Source organism: Streptomyces sp. NPDC006326, assembly GCF_040612915.1.
Lineage (GTDB): Bacteria > Actinomycetota > Actinomycetes > Streptomycetales > Streptomycetaceae > Streptomyces.
In genome coordinates this window covers 1-21,042 of record NZ_JBEXRC010000030.1, presented here as the reverse complement: position 1 = coordinate 21,042, position 21,042 = coordinate 1, and the positions used below count along the sequence as shown (strand labels likewise).

The window sequence follows — 21,042 nt, the reverse complement described above, 5'->3', positions numbered from 1 at the left end:
CGTGAAGAACGAGAAGAACGCACCGCACACGAAGAGCGCGGAGAACGCGCGGAAGAAGCGCTCCAAGGTCCCGCTGCTCGCCGTCCTCCCCGTCACCGTGACCTCGCTGGTCATCGGCCTGCCGTTCGTGGTCGGCGACCACCCCCTGCGCTGGAGGGCCGGCTCCCTCGCCCCGGCCCTGGTGCTGCACGGCTCCCCGGCCAAGAAGGGGGGCGGCCCGGACGGCACCGTCCTCGCGAACGGAAGCGGGACCGCTCCGCAGGCGAGCGGCACGGCTGCGGACGCGGGCGCGCCGACCGGGCCCGCCCTGAAGGTGGACAAGCCGTGGAAGCCCGGCATGCCGGAGTGGGGCGTCCAGATCTTCTGGGAGGACACCAAGGAGCACGGCGACGCGTACGTCGAGAAGCAGGCGCGCGTGCAGGCCGACTACCTCGTCGGACTGAAGGCCAATGCGGTCTCCGTCTCCTTCCCCTTCTACACCGAGGGCCGCACCTCGACTAAGCTCGCCGCCGGCCGCGGTACGCCGACCCCCGAGCACCTCGACACCGTCCTGCGGGTCTTCCACGAGGCAGGGCTGCGCACCACCGTCCGGCCGACCCTGGACGAGGCGGCGCTCATCCCGCCGGAGGGCTGGCGCGGCAACATCAAGCCGACCGACAAGACGGCCTGGTTCGCCTCCTACGAGGCCCTGCTCGGCCCCTACCTCGACGTGGCCCAGCGCCGGCAGGCGGCGACCTTCGTGATCGGGACCGAGCTGAACTCCATGGAGGGCCACCCCGGCTGGAAGGACCTGATCACGCAGGCCGAGAAGCGGTTCAAGGGCGAGGTGTCCTACGACGCCAACTGGGACAACTACGTCAACGGCCGGATCGCCGTCCCCGTCACCCGGCTCGGCGTGGACGCCTACTTCCCCGTCAAGGCCGCCGACGACGCATCCGTCGACGAGCTCGTCGCCGGCTGGAACACCTGGCTCGACAAGAAGAGCAAGGAGGCCCTCCCGCGGATCGTGCTCTCCGAGGCCGGCATCAGCGCGATGGACGGCGCCTACCAGGCGCCCGGCGACTTCTACACGAAGCGCCGCGTCAACCCCGCCGTCCAGGCGAACTGGTACAAGGCGGTCTGCGAGGTCGTCCGGGAGCGGAAGATGGCCGGGGTCTACTGGTGGTCGGTCTCCTTCGGCGCCGACCCCAAGGCCGCGCCCCAGGAGCACGACTCCCGTCTCAACTTCGCGGGACGCCCGGACAGCGAGCGCGAGATCCGGGCCTGCTTCGGCTCCGACTACCCGGGCCCGGGCACCGCCGGGGCGCACTGACGCCGATCAGGTCCACCGGCGGCGCAGGTGCGCCCCGCGTACCGAAACGGCCGGGTTCGAAGTCACCCCGCCCCTCGTCCGTAGACTGGGCTCGTGAGTGAGCAGCAGCCCGAGAGCCCCGACCGAGACGACCACGACGGCACCGCCGAACTGTTCGACCGGATCGTGGCGGAAGAGTCCGACCGTGATCCCGACCTGGCGGTGATCGAGGCCGGCAGCCGTACCCTGCGCGCCCAGGCCGGGCCGCCCCAGGGCGACCCGGTGCCGGCCGAGCCCGTCGACCCGGAGGTGGCCAAGGCGCTGCAGGAAGTGGAGCAGGAGCTCGCCACCCGGTGGGGCGAGACCAAGCTGGAGCCGTCCGTCAGCCGGATCGCCGCGCTGATGGACGTCCTGGGCGAGCCGCAGCGCGCGTACCCCTCCATCCACGTCACCGGCACCAACGGCAAGACCAGCACCGCCCGCATGATCGAGGCCCTGCTCAATGCCTTCGACCTGCGCACGGGCCGCTACACCAGCCCGCACGTGCAGTCGGTCACCGAGCGGATCAGCCTGGACGGGGCGCCGATCAGCGCCGAGCGGTTCGTCGAGACGTACCACGACATCAAGCCGTACGTGGAGATGGTCGACGCCGCCGAGGAGTACCGGCTGTCCTTCTTCGAGGTGCTCACCGGGATGGCGTACGCGGCCTTCGCGGACGCCCCGGTCGACGCGGCCGTCGTCGAGGTGGGCATGGGCGGCGCCTGGGACGCCACCAACGTGATCGACGGTTCGGTCGCGGTGGTCACCCCCATCAGCCTGGACCACACCGACCGGCTGGGCTCCACCCCCGGCGAGATCGCCCGCGAGAAGGGCGGCATCATCAAGCAGGACGCCACCGTGATCCTGGCGCAGCAGCCGGTGGACGCGGCGCAGGTGCTGCTAAAGAGGGCCGTCGAGGTCGATGCGACCGTGGCCCGCGAGGGCATGGAGTTCGGCGTCGTCTCGCGCGAGGTGGCGGTCGGCGGGCAGATGCTGACGCTGCGCGGCATGGGCGGCGAGTACGAGGGCATCTTCCTGCCGCTGTACGGCGCCCACATGGCGCACAACGCGGCGGTGGCGCTCGCGGCGGTCGAGGCCTTCTTCGGCGTCGGCGCGGAGCAGTCGCGGGAGCTGGACGTGGACACCGTGCGCAGCGCCTTCGCCTCGGTGACCTCGCCGGGCCGGATGGAGGTCGTACGCCGCAGTCCGACGGTGATCCTGGACGCGGCGCACAATCCGGCGGGCGCGCAGGTGACGGCGGAGGCGGTGACCGAGGCGTTCGGCTTCAGCCGGCTGATCGGGGTCGTCGGCGCGAGCGACGACAAGGACGTGCGCGGGGTCTTCGAGGCCTTCGAGCCGATCTTCGCGGAGGTCGTGGTGACGGAGAACTCCAGTCACCGGGCGATGTCCGCCGACGATCTGGCGGCCGTCGCGGTCGAGGTCTTCGGCGCCGAGCGGGTGCAGGTGGAGCCGCGGCTGGACGACGCCCTGGAGGCGGCGATCACGCTGGCGGAGGAAGAGGCCGAGTACGGAGGGGCCGGGGTCCTGGTGACCGGTTCCGTGATCACGGTGGGCGAGGCCCGCCTGCTGCTGAAGAGGGGCTGAGGATGCGCACGCTGTGTGCCTCGACGCTGATCGGCGAGTTCTTCGTGATCGGCTTCGCCGGCCTGGTGGCCATGAAGAACCCGGAGCTGACCCAGGCCGCCGTCTGGACGGTATGCGGGGTCGCCATGCTGCTGTCGGTGCTGCTGTGCGGGATGCTGTCGCGCCCGGGCGCGGTGCAGATCGGCTGGGCGCTGCAGATCGGGCTGATCGCGAGCGGCTTCGTGGTCCCGACGATGTTCTTCCTCGGGGCCGTGTTCGCCGCCCTCTGGTGGTGCTCGGTGCACTACGGCCGGAAGGTCGACACCATCAAGGCCCGTCGGGCCGCGCAGGCCGAGGCGTAGTCGGCGCGGACCGCCCGGGTGGCCCCCGGGCGGTCCGGGCGGCGCACAGGGGCGCCACCGGCCCCCTGTAGCCTCTTGGGACCGCACCCGTATGCCGCAAGGAGCCACACCATGACCCAGCGCACTCTCGTCATCCTCAAGCCGGACGCCGTCCGGCGTGGCCTGATCGGCGAGGTCATCGGCCGCATCGAGCGCAAGGCCGGCTGGAGCATCCCCGCGCTGGAGCTGCGCACCCTGGACCAGGAGACCCTGGAGACCCACTACGGGGAGCACAAGGGCAAGCCCTTCTACGAGCCCCTCATGGGCTTCATGGCGAGCGGCCCCGTCGTCGTCCTCGTCGTCGAAGGGGAACGCGTGATCGAGGGTGTCCGCCAGCTGGCCGGACCCACTGACCCGATTGCCGCGGCGCCCGGGTCCATCCGGGGCGACTTCGGCACCGTCACGCGGGAGAACCTGATCCACGCGTCGGACTCCGAGGAGTCCGCCGAGCGCGAGCTGAAGCTGTTCTTCCCCGCCCTCTGATGAGTCCTTCCTGACGCAACATCAGCCGAATAGCGCTCATGACCTGGGGCGACCGAAGTAATTTCGGTCGCCCTCCGGTATTACCGGACGGTTCGGGGAACGCGTGTGCAGGACACGACGTCACCACTAAGGGGGCGGGTATCCGTTCCGGCGGGATTGCCGGAGTCCCGTCGCGCGATGTCCGCACCTGCGGCACTACGATGGGGCCTCCACCCACACACCCACCTCGCCGACCTGACAGCAGCCGCTTTCAACTGGAAGGCCAGACGCTCCTCATGGGGAACAAGGGGAACAACATGTCGTTCATCGGCCGTGACATGGCGATCGACCTCGGGACCGCCAACACGCTGGTGTACGTGAGGGGCCGGGGGATCGTCCTGAACGAGCCGTCCGTGGTCGCCATCAACACGAACACCGGCGGCATCCTGGCGGTCGGCTCCGAGGCGAAGAAGATGATCGGCCGGACGCCCGGCAACATCGTCGCCGTCAGGCCCCTCAAGGACGGCGTCATCGCCGACTTCGAGATCACCGAGCGTATGCTCCGGTACTTCATCCTCAAGATCCACAAGCGCCGCTACCTCGCCCGCCCGCGCGTGGTCGTCTGCGTTCCCTCCGGCATCACGGGAGTGGAGCGCCGCGCCGTCATCGAGGCGTCCACGCAGGCCGGCGCCCGCCAGGTGCACATCATCGAGGAGCCCATGGCCGCCGCCATCGGCTCGGGCCTGCCCGTCCACGAGGCCACCGGCAACATGGTCGTGGACATCGGCGGCGGCACCACCGAGGTCGCCGTCATCTCCCTCGGCGGAATCGTCACGGCGCAGTCCATCCGGGTGGCCGGCGACGAGCTCGACAACGCGATCATCCAGCACATCAAGAAGGAGTACAGCCTCCTCCTCGGTGAGCGGACCGCCGAGCAGATCAAGATCACCATCGGGTCGGCCTACGACCTCGACAAGGACGAGCACACCGAGATCCGCGGCCGTGACCTCGTCTCCGGACTGCCCAAGACGGTCGTCATCTCGGCCGCCGAGGTCCGCAAGGCCATCGAGGAGCCCGTCAACGCCATCGTCGACGCGGTCAAGACCACGCTCGACAAGTGCCCGCCGGAGCTCTCCGGCGACATCATGGACCGCGGCATCGTCCTGACCGGCGGCGGCGCCCTGCTGCGCGGCCTCGACGAGCGGCTGCGGCGCGAGACCGGCATGCCGATCCACATCGCGGAGGACCCCCTCGACTCCGTCGCGCTCGGCTCCGGCAAGTGCGTGGAGGAGTTCGAGGCACTCCAGCAGGTCCTGGACGCCCAGCCCCGGCGCTGACACAGACCCCCCTCCCGGGGGGCCATGCGGAACACAATGATCCGCCGTACGGGTGCTGCCGCGCCCGTGCGGCGGATCGTTGATATACAGACAAAGAAAATTCCGACGAGGAAGGCACGGCCGCCGCACGTGAGGGACACACGAGAAAGCCGGCTGCTCCTGGTGCTCATGATCGCCATCGCGTTCGCGTTGATCACGGTGGACATCAGGGCGGGCGAGGAGTCTCCGGTCGACGGTGCCCGGCAGGCCGCCGCCGCGGTCTTCGGTCCGGTCGAGAAGGGCGTCGCGACCGCCGTGGATCCGGTCGCCAACGCCATAGGGGCCGTACGGGACTCCGGTGAGCGCCACAACCGCATCGCGGTGCTGGAGCGCGAGAACGCCGCCCTGAAGGCCAAACTGGGCAGCGAGGACCAGACCCGCAGCCGGATCCGCGAGCTCGACGAGATGCTCAAGCGGGCCGGCGCCGGACAGTACGGCATCAAGGGCGCCGAGGTCATCGCCATAGGAGCGGCCCAGGGCTTCTCCTGGACCGTCACCATCGACGCGGGCAGCAAGGACGGCATCGAGCGCGACATGACCGTCCTCAACGGGGACGGACTCGTCGGCCGCGTCGCCACGGTGGGCCCCGACACCGCCACCGTCGTCCTCGCCAACGACCCCGACTTCACCGTCGGGACCCGGCTGGAGAAGACCGGCGAGCTCGGTTTCGCGACCGGCCAGGGCGACCGGGCGCTGTCCGTCCAGATGCTCAACGGCAAGGCCAAGGTCAGCCCCGGCGACCGGCTCGTCACCTTCGGCTCCCGCGGCAACAAGCCTTTCGTGCCCGGCGTCCCGATCGGAGAGGTGGTCAAGGTCGACCCCTCGCGCGGCGACCTGACCCGTACGATCTGGGTCCGTCCGTTCGTCGGCTTCTCCCGCCTGGACATCGTCGGCGTCGTGGTGATGCCGCCGCGCGAGGATCCGCGCGACGCCGTCCTGCCGCCCAAGCCCCAGGTCCAGCCGACCCCGACGGTCACCGTCACGGTCACGCCGTCCCCGTCCGCCAGTGCGCCCGGCAACCCGGCCGACGAGTAGGAGCCGTCCCCCATGCGCTTCAACCGGATCCTCCTCGCGTCCACCCTCGTGGTGGTCGCCCTCGTCATCCAGGTCACCGTGCTCGGCCGGCTGCAACTGCCCGGCGCGGTACCCGACCTGGTGCTGCTGACCGTCGTCGCCCTCGCACTCGTGTACGGGCACCTCAGCGGCGCCCTCATCGGCTTCGCCGCAGGCCTCCTCGCCGACCTGGCCCCGCCGGCCGACCACGCCGCCGGGCGGTACGCGCTCGTCCTGTGCGTCATCGGCTACGCGGCCGGCCTGGTCCGCCCCGACTCCGGGCGGTTCCGCTCCGCCTGGGGCCCCCTGCTGACCGTCGTCGGTGCCGCGATCGGCTCCACGCTGCTCTACGCCGGTGTGGGCGCCCTCGTCGGCGACACGGCCGCCCGCCATGTGGGCCTGACCGGCCTGCTGTTCACCGCGACCCTCTACGACCTGCTGCTCGCGCCGTTCACCGTGCCGTTCATCATGGCGCTCGCCCGGCGCGCCGAGAACGACCCGATGGCCGTGGAGGCGAACGGCGGACCGGCCACGGGCACCGACGTGTCCGCGGGCTGGCTCGCCGGCGGCACCGGTCTGCGCATCGGCAGCCAGCGGGGCGGCCTGCGCCTCATGACCTCTCGCAACCGCGCCAACAAGGCCGTCCGGATAAAGGGCGTCAAGGCCGTGAAGAGCGTGAAGAGCATCAAGAAGCTGTGAGAGGCGAGCGCCCGTGAGCAACATCCCCGAGACCGGCCGCAGCTCCCGGGTGCAGATCCGGCTGGTGATCATCCAGGTGCTCGTCGTCTCCTTCCTGTGCACCCTGGGCGGGCGCCTGTGGTACCTCCAGATCCGCAACGGCGCCGAGTACTACCACGAGGCCAAGAGCAACCACGTGCAGCAGGTGGTCCAGCCCGCCGTGCGCGGCTCGATCCTGGACGCCCGCGGGGTCCCGCTCGCCGACAACGAGACCCGACTCGTCGTCTCGGCCAGCCGTACGGCGCTGATGAAGATGAAGGACAAGGGCAAGGACGTCCTGACCCGGCTCTCCGCCGTACTGGACATGAAGCCCCAGGAGGTCATGGAGAAGGTCCGCATCTGCGACTCCAAGACCCCCAAGCCGTGCTGGAACGGCTCCCCGTACCAGCCGATCCCGGTCACCGCCGAGGCCACGACCCAGCAGGCCCTGCAGATCCGCGAGCGCCCGGAGGAGTTCCCCGGCATCACCGCCGAGCCCACCGCCGTACGCCGCTACCCGGCCCCCGGCGGCGCCAACACCGGCCAGGTGCTCGGCTACCTCTCCCCGGTCACCGACGAGGAGATCCAGGAGGCCAAGAACACCAACTCCCCGCTGCTGCGCTCCGACCAGGTGGGCCGCTTCGGACTGGAACGGACCTACGACCGGGTGCTGCGCGGCAAGTCGGGCGTCACCCGTTACGAGGTGGACAACCTCGGCCGGGTCATGGGCGAGGCCAAGAACGACCCGGGCATCCCCGGCGCCCACCTCGTCACCAGCATCGACGCCCGCGTCCAGGGCGTCGCCGAGTACGAGCTGAACGCGGCGATGGTGGAGGCCCGCAAGCAGATCGACCGCAACACGGGCGTCCCGTACAAGGCCGACGCAGGAGCGGTGGTCGTGCTGGAGTCCAAGACCGGCCGCGTCGTCGCCATGGCCTCCAACCCCACCTACGACCCGAACGTCTGGGTCGGCGGCATCTCCGGCAAGGACTACGCCAAGCTCACCGCCAAGGAGTCCAACGTCCCGCTGATGAACCGGGCGATCCAGGGGCAGGCGGCCCCCGGCTCCATCTTCAAGGTCATCCCGACCACCGCCGCGGTCAACGCCGGGTACAAGTTCGACGGCGACTACCCCTGCCCCAGCTCGTACTCCATCGGCGGCCAGGTCTTCAAGAACTTCGAGTCCCAGGGCCACGGCAGCATCACCCTCGGCAAGGCCCTCGAAGTCTCCTGCGACACCGTCTTCTACGCCCTCGCCCACCAGCAGTGGATCAAGGACGGCGGGCTGAAGCCGGTGAAGAACCCGGGCGACATCTTCTTCAAGACCGCCCACAAGTTCGGCCTCGGCGCCGAGACGGGCGTCGACCTGCCCGGCGAGGAGAAGGGCCGCGTCCCCGACCGCCAGTGGAAGCAGCGCTTCTGGAAGGCCAACAAGGACAGCTGGTGCAAGACCGGCAAGAAGGGCGGCACCTACCTGGAGCTGCTCGCCTACGAGAACTGCCTGGAGGGCAACCTCCTGCGCGCCGGCGACGCCGTCAACTACTCCATCGGGCAGGGCGACACCCTGGTCACCCCGATCCAGATGGCCACCATCTACGCCGCCATCTGCAACGGCGGCACCATGTGGAACCCGACCATCGGCAAGGCCGTCATCAGTGCCGACGGCAAGCACATCGATCCGATCATGCCCAAGGCCCACGGCAAGCTGCCGCTGGACGAGCAGACCCGCAAGCAGATCGTCGGCGCCCTGGAGGGCGTCGCCACCCGCGGTACCGCCGCCTGGCGCTTCGGCGGCTGGCCGCAGGAGCAGATCCCCATGCACGCCAAGACCGGTACCGCCGAGGTCTACGGCAAGCAGACCACGTCCTGGTTCGCCACCTTCACCGACGACTACACGATCGTGATGACGATCTCCCAGGGCGGTACCGGCTCCGGAGCCTCGGGACCCGCCGTACGCAACATCTACAACGCCCTCTACGGTCTGGACATGGCCGGAAAACAGGACGTCACCAAGGCCTTGCTGCTCAAGCCGGAGGCGAAGCTGCCCACCATCCAGCCCGACGGCTCCATCGCCTCCCCCGAAATCAAGCCGTACGTGCCCCCGTCCCCCGAGGAAGCGGCCCCGCCGCTGGCCGGACCTCCCGCCCCGCCCGTCGCGCGGCAGGACTGAGCAGGACTCACGATGCAGACCGCGAACAAGTTCTCCGTATCCCGGTACGCGCCCCAGCGCGGCGCCATGGCCAGGCTCACCTCGCGCGACTCGGTGCTGCGCCGGCTCGACTGGCCGATACTGCTGTCGGCGCTGGCGCTGTCCTTCATCGGCTCCCTGCTGGTGTGGTCGGCGACCCGCAACCGAACCCAGCTCAACCAGGGGGACCCGTACTACTTCCTGGTCCGCCACGCCCTCAACACCGGCATCGGCCTGGTGCTGATGATCGGCACGGTCTGGCTCGGCCACCGCACCCTGCGCGGCGCCGTGCCGATCCTGTACGGGATCTCGCTGGTGCTCATCCTGGCCGTGCTCACCCCGCTGGGCGCCACCATCAACGGCGCCCACGCGTGGATCGTGCTCGGCGGCGGCTTCTCGCTCCAGCCCTCGGAGTTCGTGAAGATCACCATCATCCTGGGCATGGCCATGCTGCTGGCGGCCCGGGTGGACGCCGGCGACCTGGAACACCCCGACCACCGCACGGTGGTCAAGGCGCTGTGCCTGGCGGCCGCCCCCATGGGGATCGTCATGCTGATGCCCGACCTCGGCTCCGTCATGGTCATGGTCATCATCGTGCTCGGCGTCCTGCTGGCCTCCGGCGCGTCCAACCGCTGGGTGCTCGGGCTGCTCGGCTCGGGCGCGGCCGGGGCCATCCTGATCTGGCAGCTGGGCGTGCTCGACGAGTACCAGATCAACCGCTTCGCCGCCTTCGCCAACCCCGAGCTCGACCCCGCCGGCGTCGGCTACAACACCAACCAGGCGCGGATCGCGATCGGCTCCGGCGGGCTGACCGGCTCCGGCCTGTTCAAGGGCTCGCAGACCACCGGCCAGTTCGTGCCCGAGCAGCAGACGGACTTCGTCTTCACCGTGGCGGGGGAGGAGCTGGGCTTCCTCGGCGCCGGGCTGATCCTGGTGCTGCTCGGCATCGTGCTGTGGCGGGCCTGCATGATCGCGCGCGAGACCACCGAGCTCTACGGGACCATCGTGTGCGCCGGGATCATCGCCTGGTTCGCCTTCCAGGCGTTCGAGAACATCGGCATGACCCTCGGGATCATGCCGGTGGCGGGACTCCCGCTTCCCTTCGTCTCCTACGGGGGCTCGTCCATGTTCGCGGTCTGGGTGGCGGTGGGACTACTGGAGTCGATCAAGGTGCAACGGCCGATGTCGGCCTAGCCGGGGTCGAACTTCGGACGGTTCCTCGGCCGATCAGCCGTTCACCCTGCCTTCGTGATCCGTTCAGGACTAAGTTCGATCCATGGCGGACGCGAAGCGCGAGATCGAGCGCAAATTCGAGTTCACGACGACCGAGGCCGAAGGGCGCGGAGTCCCCGACCTGACCGGCACCGCCGCCATCGCGGCGGTCACCGACCAGGGCACCGTCGAGCTGGACGCCGTGTACTGGGACACCCCCGACCAGCGGCTCGCCGCCGACGGCCTCACCCTGCGGCGCCGCACCGGCGGCGCCGACGCCGGCTGGCACCTCAAACTGCCCGTCTCCCCGGGCGTCCGCGACGAGATCGCCGCCCCCCTCGGCGACACCGTCCCGCGCTCCCTCGCCGCCCTGGTCCGCTCGCGCGTCCGCGACACCGGCCTGGAGCCCCAGGTCCGGCTGCTCTCCTCGCGCCGGGTCAGCCACCTGCTGGACGCCGGGGGAAACGTGCTCGCGGAGCTGTCCACCGACGCGGTCCGGGCCGAACGGGACCGGGCCGGCGCCGCCTGGACCGAGGTCGAGGTGGAACTCGCCGACAACGTGGACCCGGCGCTCCTCGACGCCGTCGAGGAGCGGTTCGCCGCCGCGGGACTCACGGTCTCCCACGCCCCCTCGAAGCTCGCCCGCGCCCTCGCCGAGACCGGCCACGAGCCGCCCGCCCGGACCGAGCCCGGCCCCGCCGGGGACACCGCGGGCGGACACGTCCTCGCGTACCTGCGCGAACAGCGCGACGCCCTGATCGCCCACGACCCGGCCGTGCGCCGCGGCCTGCCCGACTCCGTCCACCAGATGCGGGTCGCCGCCCGCCGCATGCGCAGCGCCTTCAAGACCTACCGCAAGGTCCTCGACCGCGCCGTCACCGACCCGGTCGGCGAGGAGCTGCGCTGGCTGGCCGCCGAACTCGGCGTCGACCGCGACCAGGAAGTCCTGATGGAGCGCATCCAGAGCCGGATCGGCGAGATCCCGCGCACCCTCGCGCTCGGCCCCGTCCGCAGCCGGCTGCGGATCTGGAACACCCGCCGCCGGGCCGACTCCCGGCGGCGCGCCCTCGCCGTACTCGACAGCAAGCGGTACGTCACCCTGCTCGACACCCTCGACGCGCTGCTGGCCGAGCCGCCGCTGCGCCCCGCCGCCGCCGAGCCCGCCCGCCGGGTCCTGCCGAAGGCGGTGCGCCGCGAGCACGAGAGGCTCGCCCGCAAGGTCGCCCACGCCTTGTCCCTGGATCCGGGGCAGCCGCGCGACGTGGCCCTGCACGAGGCCCGCAAGGCCGCCAAACGCGCCCGCTACGCGGCGGAGGCGGCGCGGCCCGCCCTCGGGAAACGCGCGAAACGGCAGGCCAAGGCCATGGAGTCGGTCCAGACCCTGCTCGGGGAGCACCAGGACAGTGTGGTCGCCCGCGAGGCCCTGCGCGGCCTCGCGGGCCAGGCGGCGGGCGCGGCGGAGTCGGCCTTCACCTGGGGCCTGCTCTACGGCCGCGAGGAGGCTGTCGCCGAGCGGCTCGAACGGGAGCTCCCCGAGGTGTGGGCGGCGGCCCACGAAGCGGCCGCGTACTGACGGGGGAGGCTGGACGGCCCGGATCACGGCGGCAGGGGCCCACCGCCCCTCGGGTTACGCTTGAGAGTCGCCCCCTGCCCGCTTCACGAAAGTCGCGTGATGTCCGAGTCGGTCTTCCCACAGCTCGAAGCTCTGCTCCCGCATGTGCAGAAGCCCATCCAGTACGTCGGCGGTGAGCTCAACTCCACCGTCAAGCCGTGGGAGAGCGCGGACGTCCGGTGGGCCCTGATGTACCCCGACGCGTACGAGGTCGGACTGCCCAACCAGGGCGTCATGATCCTCTACGAGGTGCTCAACGAGCGCGAGGGCGTCCTCGCCGAGCGCACCTACAGCGTCTGGCCGGACCTCGAAGCCCTGATGCGCGAGCACAACGTGCCGCAGTTCACCGTGGACAGCCACCGCCCGGTGGGCGCCTTCGACGTCTTCGGGCTGTCCTTCTCCACGGAGCTGGGCTACACGAACATGCTCACGGCGCTGGACCTGGCGGGCATCCCGCTGGAGGCCAGGAACCGTACGGTCGACCACCCGATCGTCCTCGCGGGCGGCCACGCTGCCTTCAACCCCGAGCCGATCGCCGAGTTCATCGACTGCGCCGTCATCGGCGACGGCGAGCAGGCCGTCCTCGACATGACCGAGATCATCCGCGCGTGGAAGGCCGAGGGCCGTCCGGGCGGGCGCGAGGAAGTCCTCTTCCGCCTGGCCAGGACCGGCCAGGTCTACGTGCCCGGCTTCTACGACGTCGACTACCTGCCGGACGGGCGCATCGCCCGCGTCGCCCCGAACAAGTCGGGCGTCCCCTACCGGGTGTCCAAGCACACGGTCATGGACCTCGACGAATGGCCCTACCCCAAGCAGCCGCTGGTCCCGCTCGCCGAGACCGTCCACGAGCGGATGTCCGTCGAGATCTTCCGCGGCTGCACCCGGGGCTGCCGCTTCTGCCAGGCCGGCATGATCACGCGCCCCGTGCGGGAGCGAAGCATCACCGGCATCGGCGAGATGGTCGAGAAGGGCCTCAAGGCGACGGGCTTCGAGGAGGTCGGCCTGCTCTCCCTCTCCTCCGCGGACCACTCGGAGATCGCCGACATCGCCAAGGGCCTGGCCGACCGCTACTCGGACGACAAGGTGGGCCTGTCCCTGCCGTCGACCCGCGTGGACGCCTTCAACGTGGACCTGGCCAACGAGCTGACCCGCAACGGCCGCCGCTCCGGCCTGACCTTCGCCCCCGAGGGCGGCTCCGAGCGCATGCGCAAGGTCATCAACAAGATGGTCTCGGAAGAGGACCTGATCCGCACCGTCGCCACCGCGTACGGAAACGGCTGGCGCCAGGTGAAGCTGTACTTCATGTGCGGCCTGCCGACCGAGACCGACGAGGACGTCCTGCAGATCGGCGACATGGCGGTCAACGTCATCGCCAAGGGCCGCGAGGTCTCCGGCCAGAACGATATCCGCTGCACGGTGTCCATCGGCGGCTTCGTGCCCAAGCCCCACACCCCCTTCCAGTGGGCGCCGCAGCTGTCGGCCGAGGAGACGGACGCCCGCCTGGCCAAGCTCCGCGACAAGATCCGCGGCGACAAGAAGTACGGCCGCTCGATCGGCTTCCGCTACCACGACGGCAAGCCGGGCATCGTCGAGGGCCTCCTCTCCCGCGGCGACCGCCGCGTCGGCGACGTCATCCGCGCTGTGTACGAATCCGGCGGCCGCTTCGACGGCTGGCGCGAGCACTTCTCGTACGACCGCTGGATGGAAGCCGCGGAGAAGACCCTGCCCGCGTACGGCGTGGACGTGGCCTGGTACACGACCCGCGAGCGCACCTACGAGGAGGTCCTGCCCTGGGACCACCTGGACTCCGGGCTCGACAAGGACTGGCTCTGGGAGGACTGGCAGGACGCCCTCGACGAGACCGAGGTCGAGGACTGCCGCTGGACCCCGTGCTTCGACTGCGGCGTCTGTCCCCAGATGGACACCCACATCCAGATCGGCCCCACCGGCAAGAAGCTGCTGCCGCTGACGGTCGTGAAGTAGCGCGGCCGACGACCTGCTCTGATGTGCCCCTCGCCGGGAACGGCGGGGGGCATATTTATTCCTCGGCTGCGGAAACGTTTAAGCCCTCGCCCGTGCTGGATATCCTGGAGGTGCGCTTCGAGGAATACTCGGTGCCCCCTGCCAGGAGGTGGCCCTGATGGCCAAGACCGTGATCGACATCAACGAGGAAGCCCTCGCACTGGCCGCGGAGGCCCTCGGGACCACGACGAAGAAGGACACCGTCAACGCCGCGCTCGAAGAAATAGGAGCCCGGGTCCGGCGGCAGCGGGCGTTGGAGGCCCTGATCAAGCTCGACGACGAGGGCGCCTTCGACAAGGGCCGGGAGCCCGGGTACAAGGAAGAGGTGCGCGGGCCGTGGCAGGGCTGACCGAGGGCGCCTTCCTAATCGACACGTCCGCCGCGCACCGGATCACCCTCCCGGGACCGTTCTCCACGTGGAGGCCGGCCCTCGCTGCCGGGCGTATCGGGATGTGCGCGGTGACCGAGGCGGAGGCGCTGTATTCCGCCCGGTCCCCTGCCCAGTTCCGCCAGATGCGGCAGGCGTTCGCCGACCTCTACGTGTGGCATGACATTCCGGACGACGTGTGGATGCGGGTCCGCACCGCACAGGATGTCCTGGCCGAAGCCGGGTGTGTGCGCTCTGCCGGTGTGGTCGACCTCGTCGTGGCAGTGACCGCCGCACGGCACCGGCTGACCGTGCTGCACTACGACCGGGATTTCGAGACGCTGGCCAAGCACATCGACCTGCGCACGCGGTGGCTGGCCGAGCCGGGGTCCATCGACTGATTCCGCAACGGCGGGGGCGCTTTCGGTGTCCCTGAGGGTATGGAACTCGACAAGCGCCCTGGTGACGCCGGCGGCGAAGGCTGCCTCGTCGGCGTCGTGCGCATTCCCGTGAAGATCGTGGCGGTGCTGGTCGTGCTGCCCGTTCGGGTGGTGTGGGAGCTGCTCGTCGCCGCCGGGCGGTTCGCGCACCGGCACGTGCTCGCGCCGCTGGGCGCGGCGCTGCTGTGGGTGTACGAGCGGACCGTGAGGCCCGTGCTGCGTGCGCTCGGTCTCGTCCTCGCCACGCTGCTGAAGCTGGTCTTCGTCTGGCCCTGGGTGGGTCTGTGGCGCTACGTGCTCGCCCCCGTCGGGCGGGCCGGGTACGCGTACCTCCTCGCCCCGGTGGGTCGGTTCGCGTACGCGTACCTCCTGTGCCCGCTGGGCGCAGCGCTCCGGTGGGCGGGCCGCGGCGCGCTGCGGTGGCTGCTGGCCCCGCTGGCCAAGGGCCTCGTGTGGGTGGTGTCGGTGCTGGCCAAGGCCCTGTTCGTCTGGCCCTGGGTGGGACTGTGGCGCTACGTCCTCACCCCGCTCGGCCACGGCCTGATGTGGCTGGGGCAGGCGGTGTACGCGTACGTGCTCACCCCCGTCGGGCGGTACCTGCTGCGGCCCCTCGGGCTGGCGCTCGCCCGGCTCGCCCGCGGGGTGTACCGGTGGGTGCTGACGCCCCTCGGGCAGGTCCTCGCCTGGGCCTGGCACGTGGCCGGGCGGATCCTGCGGGCCCTGGGGCGCGGTCTGCGGTGGGTCGGGCGGGTGCTGTGGTGGCCGGTGGCGCAGGTGTACCGCCGAGTGCTGACCCCCGCGGGGCACCTGATGCGCGAGGTCTGGCGGACGGCACGCACCACCGTCCGGGAGGTGCGCGCCGACCTCAGGCGCGCCCTGTTCGGGGCCCCGCCCCGGGAACCGGCGAGGTCACGGGCGCGTACTCTGGGTAGTACGACAGCCGCAGGCCACCCGCCCGCCCCCTCCCTGCCCCGTCGGCAGGAATGAGCCGGAGGGCTCGGCGTGACCGGCAGGCTCACCAGACCTCAGGGCGCCGCGCGAGCCGCGGAGCCCCGCACAAGGAGAAGAACCACTGGGCAAGCGACAGCCCGAAGGCCCACCGCCCGCACCGGTGGTGCAGCGCATCCGACTGCGCTACACCAAGCGTGGCCGCCTCCGGTTCACCAGCCACCGAGACTTCCAGCGCGCGTTCGAGCGCGCCCTGCGCCGCGCCGAGGTACCCATGGCGTACTCGGCCGGCTTCACCCCCCACCCCCGGGTCTCGTACGCGAACGCCGCGCCCACCGGCACCGGCAGTGAGGCCGAGTACCTGGAGATCGCGCTCGCCGAGCCCCGCGACCCCGAGAAGCTCCGCGAGCTCCTGGACGAGTCGATGCCCCTCGGACTCGACATCGTCGACGCCGTCGAGGCCCGCACCTCCGGGCTCGCCGACCGGCTGACCGCCTCCGTGTGGGAGCTGCGCCTGGAGGGCGTCGAGCCCGCCGAGGCCGAGCGGGCCGTGCAGGCCTTCCTCGCCGCCGAGGCGGTGGAGGTGCAGCGCCGCACCAAGAACGGCATGCGCACCTTCGACGCCCGCGAGGCCGTGGTCGGCATCGAAGCCCTTCCTGCTCCGGCTGATAGGCCGCTGGACAGTGCCTGTGCGATACTGCGGCTGGTTGTTCGGCATTTGACACCTGCCGTGCGACCCGACGACGTCCTGTCCGGTCTCCGAGCTGTGGCCGACCTGGCGCCGCCGGTCCCCGCAGCGGTGACCAGGCTGGCGCAGGGGCTCTTCGACGAGGAGTCCGGCACGGTGACCGACCCGCTCGCGCCCGACCGCGAGGCTGTCACGGCCGCCCCACCCACGGCCGCCGTGACCGCCGACGCGAAGGCGCCGGAAGGTCCCGCCGCGTAGGGATCGTCGTCGTAGCGCAGCCCTGGCACTCGGGAGCCACCTGGGTCGGGCCGCGCACTGACCTGAAGACTTCCGCCAGGCCGTACGGACAACGCGTACGGAACCGGCGGCCATGGACTACAGCTCCCGTGTGGCGAACGCGCCCCGGAGGCCGGTTCCGCGTTCATCGCGCGGAACCGAGCCGGACCGGACGTCAGCCGCGGCGCCCGGGAGCGTGACGGGAGAACCGCCCGCAATGCTCAACAACGAAAACACCCCCGAAAGCGCTGACACCAACAGCCCGAGCGACAACCTGCCCCCGCGCAGGCGTCGCCGTGCCGCGTCCCGCCCGGCCGGACCGCCCGGCGGCGCCGCCGCTCCGGCCGCCCCCGTGACCGCCGAGGCCGCCGCTCCGGCCGCCTCCGCCGAGGAGCCCGCCGCTCCCGCCCCGCGGACCCGTCGCCGGGCCACCCGGGCCGTGGCTGCTCCGGCTGCCGAGGCTGCCGAGGCCGTGGTGGTGGAGGCGGCGCCTGCCGCTGCCGCCGAGGAGCCTGCTGCTCCGGCTCCGCGGGCCCGTCGTCGTGCGACCCGTGCCGTGGCCGCGCCGGCCGGGGAGAGCGCCGAGGCCGTGACGGCCCCGGCCGAGGAGCTTGCTGCTCCCGCTGAGGAGCCCGCCGCTCCCGCCCCGCGGACCCGTCGCCGGGCCACCCGGGCCGTGGCTGCTCCGGCTGCCGAGGCTGCCGAGGCCGTGGTGGTGGAGGCGGCCGCCCCGGCTGCTGCCGCCGAGGAGCCTGCTGCTCCGGCTCCGCGTACCCGTCGTCGTGCGACCCGTGCCGTGGCCGCGCCGGCCGGGGAGAGCGCCGAGGCCGTGACGGCCCCGGCCGAGGAGCCCGCCGCTGCCGCCGCTCCGGCCGCTGCCGAACCCGCCGCTGCTGCCGCCGAGGAGGCTGCTGCTCCCGCCCCGCGGGCCCGCCGCCGCGCCACCCGCGCCGTGACCGCGCCCGAGGCGCCCGCCGCCGAGGCCGCCGCGGAGGAGGCCCCCAAGGCCACCCCGACGGTCACCGTCGCCGACGCCGTGGACGCGCCGAAGCGCGGCCGCCGCCGTGCCACCCGCTCCGCCGCCCCGGCCGCCGCCGCGCCGCAGCCGGCCGCGGAGGCCGCCGAGAAGACCGCGCCCGCCGAGAAGGCCGAGCCCGCCGCCCCGGCCCGTGGCCGCCGCGTGACCCGGCCCGCCGTCGCCGTCTTCCAGGCCCCGGTCTTCACCGAGCCGATGTTCCAGACCCCGGAGACCGCCGCCATGGCCGCCGCCGCGGCAGCCGCCGCCGCGAGCGAGGCGGAGGAGGCCGAGGAGGCCGAGGAGGAGCTCGAAGCCGAGGCCGAGCCCGTCCAGGCCCCGGCGCAGCCCGCCGGTCGTCGCCGCCGCCGTGGCCGCGGTGCCCCCGAGACCGCCCCCGCCGAGGTGGAAGCCGCCCCCGAGGAGCCCGAGGCCGAGGCCGAGGCCGAGACCGCCGAGTTCGACGAGGAGGAGGCCGACGAGACGGACGAGCGTCCCTCCCGCCGCCGCCGTCGCGGTGGCCGTCGTCGCCGCCGTGGTGAGGCCGCCGACCTGGACGAGTCCGCCGAGGAGGAGTCCGAGACCGCCGAGCAGGAGGCCGAGGAGGAGGAAGAGGACGAGGCCGAGGAGGCCGGCGCCCTCGGTTCCGGCTCCAGCCGCCGTCGCCGCCGGCGTCGCCGTCGCAGCGGTGAGCCCGCCGACGTCACTGCCGAGGCCGCCGGGGACGAGGACGGCGTACGCACCGTCGTCAAGGTCCGCGAGCCGCGCCCGGCGCGCGAGAAGGCCGAGCCTTCCGACGAGGTGCAGTCCATCAAGGGCTCGACCCGTCTGGAGGCGAAGAAGCAGCGCCGCCGCGAGGGCCGCGAGCAGGGCCGCCGCCGTGTGCCGATCATCACCGAGGCCGAGTTCCTGGCCCGCCGCGAGGCCGTCGAGCGCGTGATGGTCGTCCGCCAGAACGGCGACCGCACCCAGATCGGCGTCCTTGAGGACAACGTGCTCGTCGAGCACTACGTCAACAAGGAAGAGGCCACCTCGTACGTCGGCAACGTCTACCTGGGCAAGGTCCAGAACGTGCTGCCGTCGATGGAGGCCGCCTTCATCGACATCGGCAAGGGCCGCAACGCCGTCCTGTACGCCGGCGAGGTCAACTTCGAGGCGCTCGGCATGGCCAACGGGCCGCGCCGCATCGAGTCCGCCCTGAAGTCCGGCCAGTCCGTCCTCGTCCAGGTCACCAAGGACCCGATCGGCCACAAGGGCGCCCGCCTGACCTCGCAGGTCTCGCTGCCCGGCCGCTACCTGGTCTACGTGCCCGAGGGTTCGATGACCGGCATCAGCCGCAAGCTGCCCGACACCGAGCGTGCGCGCCTGAAGACCATCCTCAAGAAGATCGTCCCCGAGGACGCGGGCGTCATCGTGCGCACCGCCGCCGAGGGTGCGAGCGAGGACGAGCTGCGCCGTGACGTCGAGCGCCTGCAGGCTCAGTGGGAGGACATCCAGAAGAAGTCGAAGCAGATCACGACCTCTTCGCCGAGCCTGCTGTACGGCGAGCCGGACATGACCGTCCGGGTCGTGCGCGACATCTTCAACGAGGACTTCACGAAGGTCATCGTCAGCGGTGACAGCGCCTGGGAGACCATCCACGGCTACGTCTCGCACGTGGCCCCCGACCTGGCCGACCGGCTCTCGCGCTGGACCTCCGAGGTCGACGTCTTCGCGACGTACCGGATCGACGAGCAGCTCGCCAAGGCGCTCGACCGCAAGGTGTGGCTGCCCTCGGGCGGCTCCCTGGTGATCGACAAGACCGAGGCGATGATCGTTATCGACGTCAACACCGGCAAGTTCACCGGTCAGGGCGGCAACCTCGAAGAGACCGTCACCCGGAACAACCTGGAGGCGGCCGAGGAGATCGTGCGCCAGCTGCGGCTGCGCGACCTCGGCGGCATCGTCGTCATCGACTTCATCGACATGGTCCTGGAGTCGAACCGCGACCTGGTCCTGCGGCGGATGCTGGAGTGCCTGGGCCGCGACCGTACGAAGCACCAGGTCGCCGAGGTGACCTCGCTGGGCCTGGTCCAGATGACCCGCAAGCGGGTGGGCCAGGGGCTGCTGGAGTCCTTCTCCGAGACCTGCGTCCACTGCAACGGGCGCGGTGTCATCGTGCACATGGAGACGCCGAGCGCGATCGGCGGCGGCAACGGCGGCAAGCGCGCGAAGCGCCGGGGCGGCCGGGGTCACGAGCACGACCACGAGGGCGTCGAGACGGTCCAGACGGCAGAGGCCGGCGCCGAGGCCTTCGAGGTCGAGACCGAGGCCGAGCTGGCCGCCGAGGTCGCCGCTCCGGTGGCGCTGCCCGAGCCGGCGTTCGTCCCGGACGAGGAGCTCTACAGCAGCCCCGCGGAGGCGGAGGCCGCGGCAGGTCTGAGCGGCCGTCGCAACCGCCGCCGGGCCACCCGCAAGGCGACCGCTCCGGCGGGCGCCCCGCGCGGTGCGGCCGCACCGGCCCCGGTGGCCGAGGCCGTGGTCGAGCCCGTGGTCGAGGTCGAGGCCGAGCCGGTCACCGAGCCGGCCGAGACGGTGCTGGAGCCGGTCTCGGAGGTCGTCGCCGAGGCGGTGGAGGCCGCCGAGACGGTCGAGGCCGCGCCCAAGGGCCGTACGCGCCGCCGCGCGACCCGCAAGGCGACCGCTCCGGCGGGCGCCCCGGCGCCCGCGGCCGAGGCCGCCCAGGCCCCGGAGGAGGAGCCGCAGGCGCAGCCCGAGCCGGTCGCGGAGCCCGTCGCCGAGGCGGAGCCCGAGGCCGCCGCCCCGGTCGCGGAGGCGCCCGTGGAGGAGCCCGCTCCGGCCCGCCCGCGTCGGCGTGCCACCCGCAAGGCCACCGCCCCCGCCGGTTCGCCGGCCGGCGCCGCGGAGGCAGCCGTCGTGGTCGTCGAGGCCCCCGCCGCCGAGCCCGAGGCCGCGGCCGCCCCGGCCGAGGCCCCGGCAGCGGAGGCCGAGGAGGCCGAGGAGGCCGCCCCGGCGGCCAAGAAGACGGTCCGCAAGGCGGCCGCCAAGAAGGCCCCGGCGAAGAAGGCCCCGGCCAAGAAGGCGACCACCGCCAAGAAGGCGACGGCCGCCAAGAAGACCGTCGCGAAGAAGGCGACGGCCAAGAAGACCGTGGCGAAGCGGACGACGAAGAAGACCGCGGCGGCGGAGCAGCAGACCCCGCCGTCCGTCTCCGCCCCGACCGAGGCCTGATCCGCCGTACGGCCGTGGGCCCGCCGAGGGGAGACGGAGCCGCCCAGGCAGTCCCGTGCGCGCGGTCTGCACGCCCGCAGCGTCGAGGTGATGGACCAGCGCGGCCTGCTGGAGCGGTTC

Annotated in this window: 16 protein-coding genes; all 16 read left to right on the top strand. The window is 71.9% G+C overall.

What is annotated here, in order from left to right; genetic code table 11:
• The first annotated feature begins 1 nt into the window (after position 1).
• The 16 genes from ABZ128_RS22610 to ABZ128_RS22535 all read left to right on the top strand — a co-directional run bounded on the left by ABZ128_RS22610 (position 2) and on the right by ABZ128_RS22535 (position 20,922).
• A complete protein-coding gene (locus ABZ128_RS22610) occupies positions 2-1,312 on the top strand; it encodes a hypothetical protein (RefSeq protein ID WP_356850581.1) in 1,311 nt (436 codons plus the stop codon).
• A gap of 93 nt (positions 1,313-1,405) precedes the next feature.
• On the top strand, positions 1,406-2,935 hold the full coding sequence (locus tag ABZ128_RS22605) for a folylpolyglutamate synthase/dihydrofolate synthase family protein (RefSeq protein ID WP_356850580.1): 1,530 nt from the start codon (positions 1,406-1,408) through the stop codon (positions 2,933-2,935).
• A 2-nt stretch (positions 2,936-2,937) separates the two neighbouring features.
• Complete coding sequence (locus tag ABZ128_RS22600; RefSeq protein ID WP_356850579.1) at positions 2,938-3,276, top strand: DUF4233 domain-containing protein; 339 nt, start codon at positions 2,938-2,940, stop codon at positions 3,274-3,276.
• Positions 3,277-3,387: 111 nt separating this feature from the next.
• The gene (gene ndk / locus ABZ128_RS22595; protein ID WP_356850578.1) at positions 3,388-3,798 is read left to right on the top strand and encodes a nucleoside-diphosphate kinase; all 411 of its coding nucleotides are present in this window, start codon (positions 3,388-3,390) and stop codon (positions 3,796-3,798) included.
• A gap of 296 nt (positions 3,799-4,094) precedes the next feature.
• A complete protein-coding gene (locus ABZ128_RS22590) occupies positions 4,095-5,114 on the top strand; it encodes a rod shape-determining protein (protein WP_008738981.1) in 1,020 nt (339 codons plus the stop codon).
• Between the two features lie 129 nt (positions 5,115-5,243).
• The gene (mreC, locus tag ABZ128_RS22585; RefSeq protein ID WP_356850577.1) at positions 5,244-6,188 is read left to right on the top strand and encodes a rod shape-determining protein MreC; all 945 of its coding nucleotides are present in this window, start codon (positions 5,244-5,246) and stop codon (positions 6,186-6,188) included.
• A gap of 12 nt (positions 6,189-6,200) precedes the next feature.
• A complete protein-coding gene (mreD, locus tag ABZ128_RS22580) occupies positions 6,201-6,905 on the top strand; it encodes a rod shape-determining protein MreD (protein ID WP_356850576.1) in 705 nt (234 codons plus the stop codon).
• Positions 6,906-6,918: 13 nt separating this feature from the next.
• Complete coding sequence (gene mrdA / locus ABZ128_RS22575) at positions 6,919-9,093, top strand: penicillin-binding protein 2 (protein WP_356850575.1); 2,175 nt, start codon at positions 6,919-6,921, stop codon at positions 9,091-9,093.
• Between the two features lie 12 nt (positions 9,094-9,105).
• Positions 9,106-10,305, top strand: coding sequence for a rod shape-determining protein RodA (gene rodA, locus ABZ128_RS22570; RefSeq protein ID WP_356850574.1), 1,200 nt, complete (start codon positions 9,106-9,108; stop codon positions 10,303-10,305).
• 82 nt (positions 10,306-10,387) lie between these two features.
• On the top strand, positions 10,388-11,896 hold the full coding sequence (locus ABZ128_RS22565) for a CYTH and CHAD domain-containing protein (protein WP_356850573.1): 1,509 nt from the start codon (positions 10,388-10,390) through the stop codon (positions 11,894-11,896).
• Positions 11,897-11,992: 96 nt separating this feature from the next.
• Positions 11,993-13,918, top strand: a complete 1,926-nt coding sequence (locus tag ABZ128_RS22560) for a TIGR03960 family B12-binding radical SAM protein (protein WP_356850572.1) — start codon at positions 11,993-11,995, stop codon at positions 13,916-13,918.
• 157 nt (positions 13,919-14,075) lie between these two features.
• Entirely contained in the window at positions 14,076-14,306 is a 231-nt protein-coding gene (locus tag ABZ128_RS22555; protein ID WP_356850571.1) for a type II toxin-antitoxin system VapB family antitoxin, read from the top strand.
• Positions 14,294-14,725: a PIN domain nuclease gene (locus ABZ128_RS22550; RefSeq protein ID WP_356850570.1), complete on the top strand. Its 432-nt coding sequence runs from the start codon at positions 14,294-14,296 to the stop codon at positions 14,723-14,725. The genes ABZ128_RS22555 and ABZ128_RS22550 overlap by 13 nt, the downstream gene beginning before the upstream one ends.
• A 39-nt stretch (positions 14,726-14,764) precedes the next feature.
• Complete coding sequence (locus ABZ128_RS22545; protein WP_356850569.1) at positions 14,765-15,751, top strand: hypothetical protein; 987 nt, start codon at positions 14,765-14,767, stop codon at positions 15,749-15,751.
• 127 nt (positions 15,752-15,878) lie between these two features.
• Positions 15,879-16,658, top strand: a complete 780-nt coding sequence (locus tag ABZ128_RS22540) for a TIGR03936 family radical SAM-associated protein (protein WP_356850640.1) — start codon at positions 15,879-15,881, stop codon at positions 16,656-16,658.
• A gap of 235 nt (positions 16,659-16,893) precedes the next feature.
• Positions 16,894-20,922 (top strand): Rne/Rng family ribonuclease, encoded by a 4,029-nt coding sequence (locus ABZ128_RS22535; RefSeq protein ID WP_356850568.1) that lies wholly within the window; start codon positions 16,894-16,896, stop codon positions 20,920-20,922.
• Positions 20,923-21,042: the final 120 nt, after the last annotated feature.

Bases quoted from the DNA above. Each gene is read 5' to 3' on its own strand.
- ABZ128_RS22600 (WP_356850579.1), top strand. From the start codon at position 2,938: ATGCGCACGCTGTGTGCCTCGACGCTGATCGGCGAGTTCTTCGTGATC.
- ndk (WP_356850578.1), top strand. From the start codon at position 3,388: ATGACCCAGCGCACTCTCGTCATCCTCAAGCCGGACGCCGTCCGGCGT.
- ABZ128_RS22590 (WP_008738981.1), top strand. From the start codon at position 4,095: ATGTCGTTCATCGGCCGTGACATGGCGATCGACCTCGGGACCGCCAAC.
- mreD (WP_356850576.1), top strand. From the start codon at position 6,201: ATGCGCTTCAACCGGATCCTCCTCGCGTCCACCCTCGTGGTGGTCGCC.
- rodA (WP_356850574.1), top strand. From the start codon at position 9,106: ATGCAGACCGCGAACAAGTTCTCCGTATCCCGGTACGCGCCCCAGCGC.
- ABZ128_RS22565 (WP_356850573.1), top strand. From the start codon at position 10,388: ATGGCGGACGCGAAGCGCGAGATCGAGCGCAAATTCGAGTTCACGACG.
- ABZ128_RS22555 (WP_356850571.1), top strand. From the start codon at position 14,076: ATGGCCAAGACCGTGATCGACATCAACGAGGAAGCCCTCGCACTGGCC.
- ABZ128_RS22545 (WP_356850569.1), top strand. From the start codon at position 14,765: ATGGAACTCGACAAGCGCCCTGGTGACGCCGGCGGCGAAGGCTGCCTC.
- ABZ128_RS22535 (WP_356850568.1), top strand. From the start codon at position 16,894: ATGCTCAACAACGAAAACACCCCCGAAAGCGCTGACACCAACAGCCCG.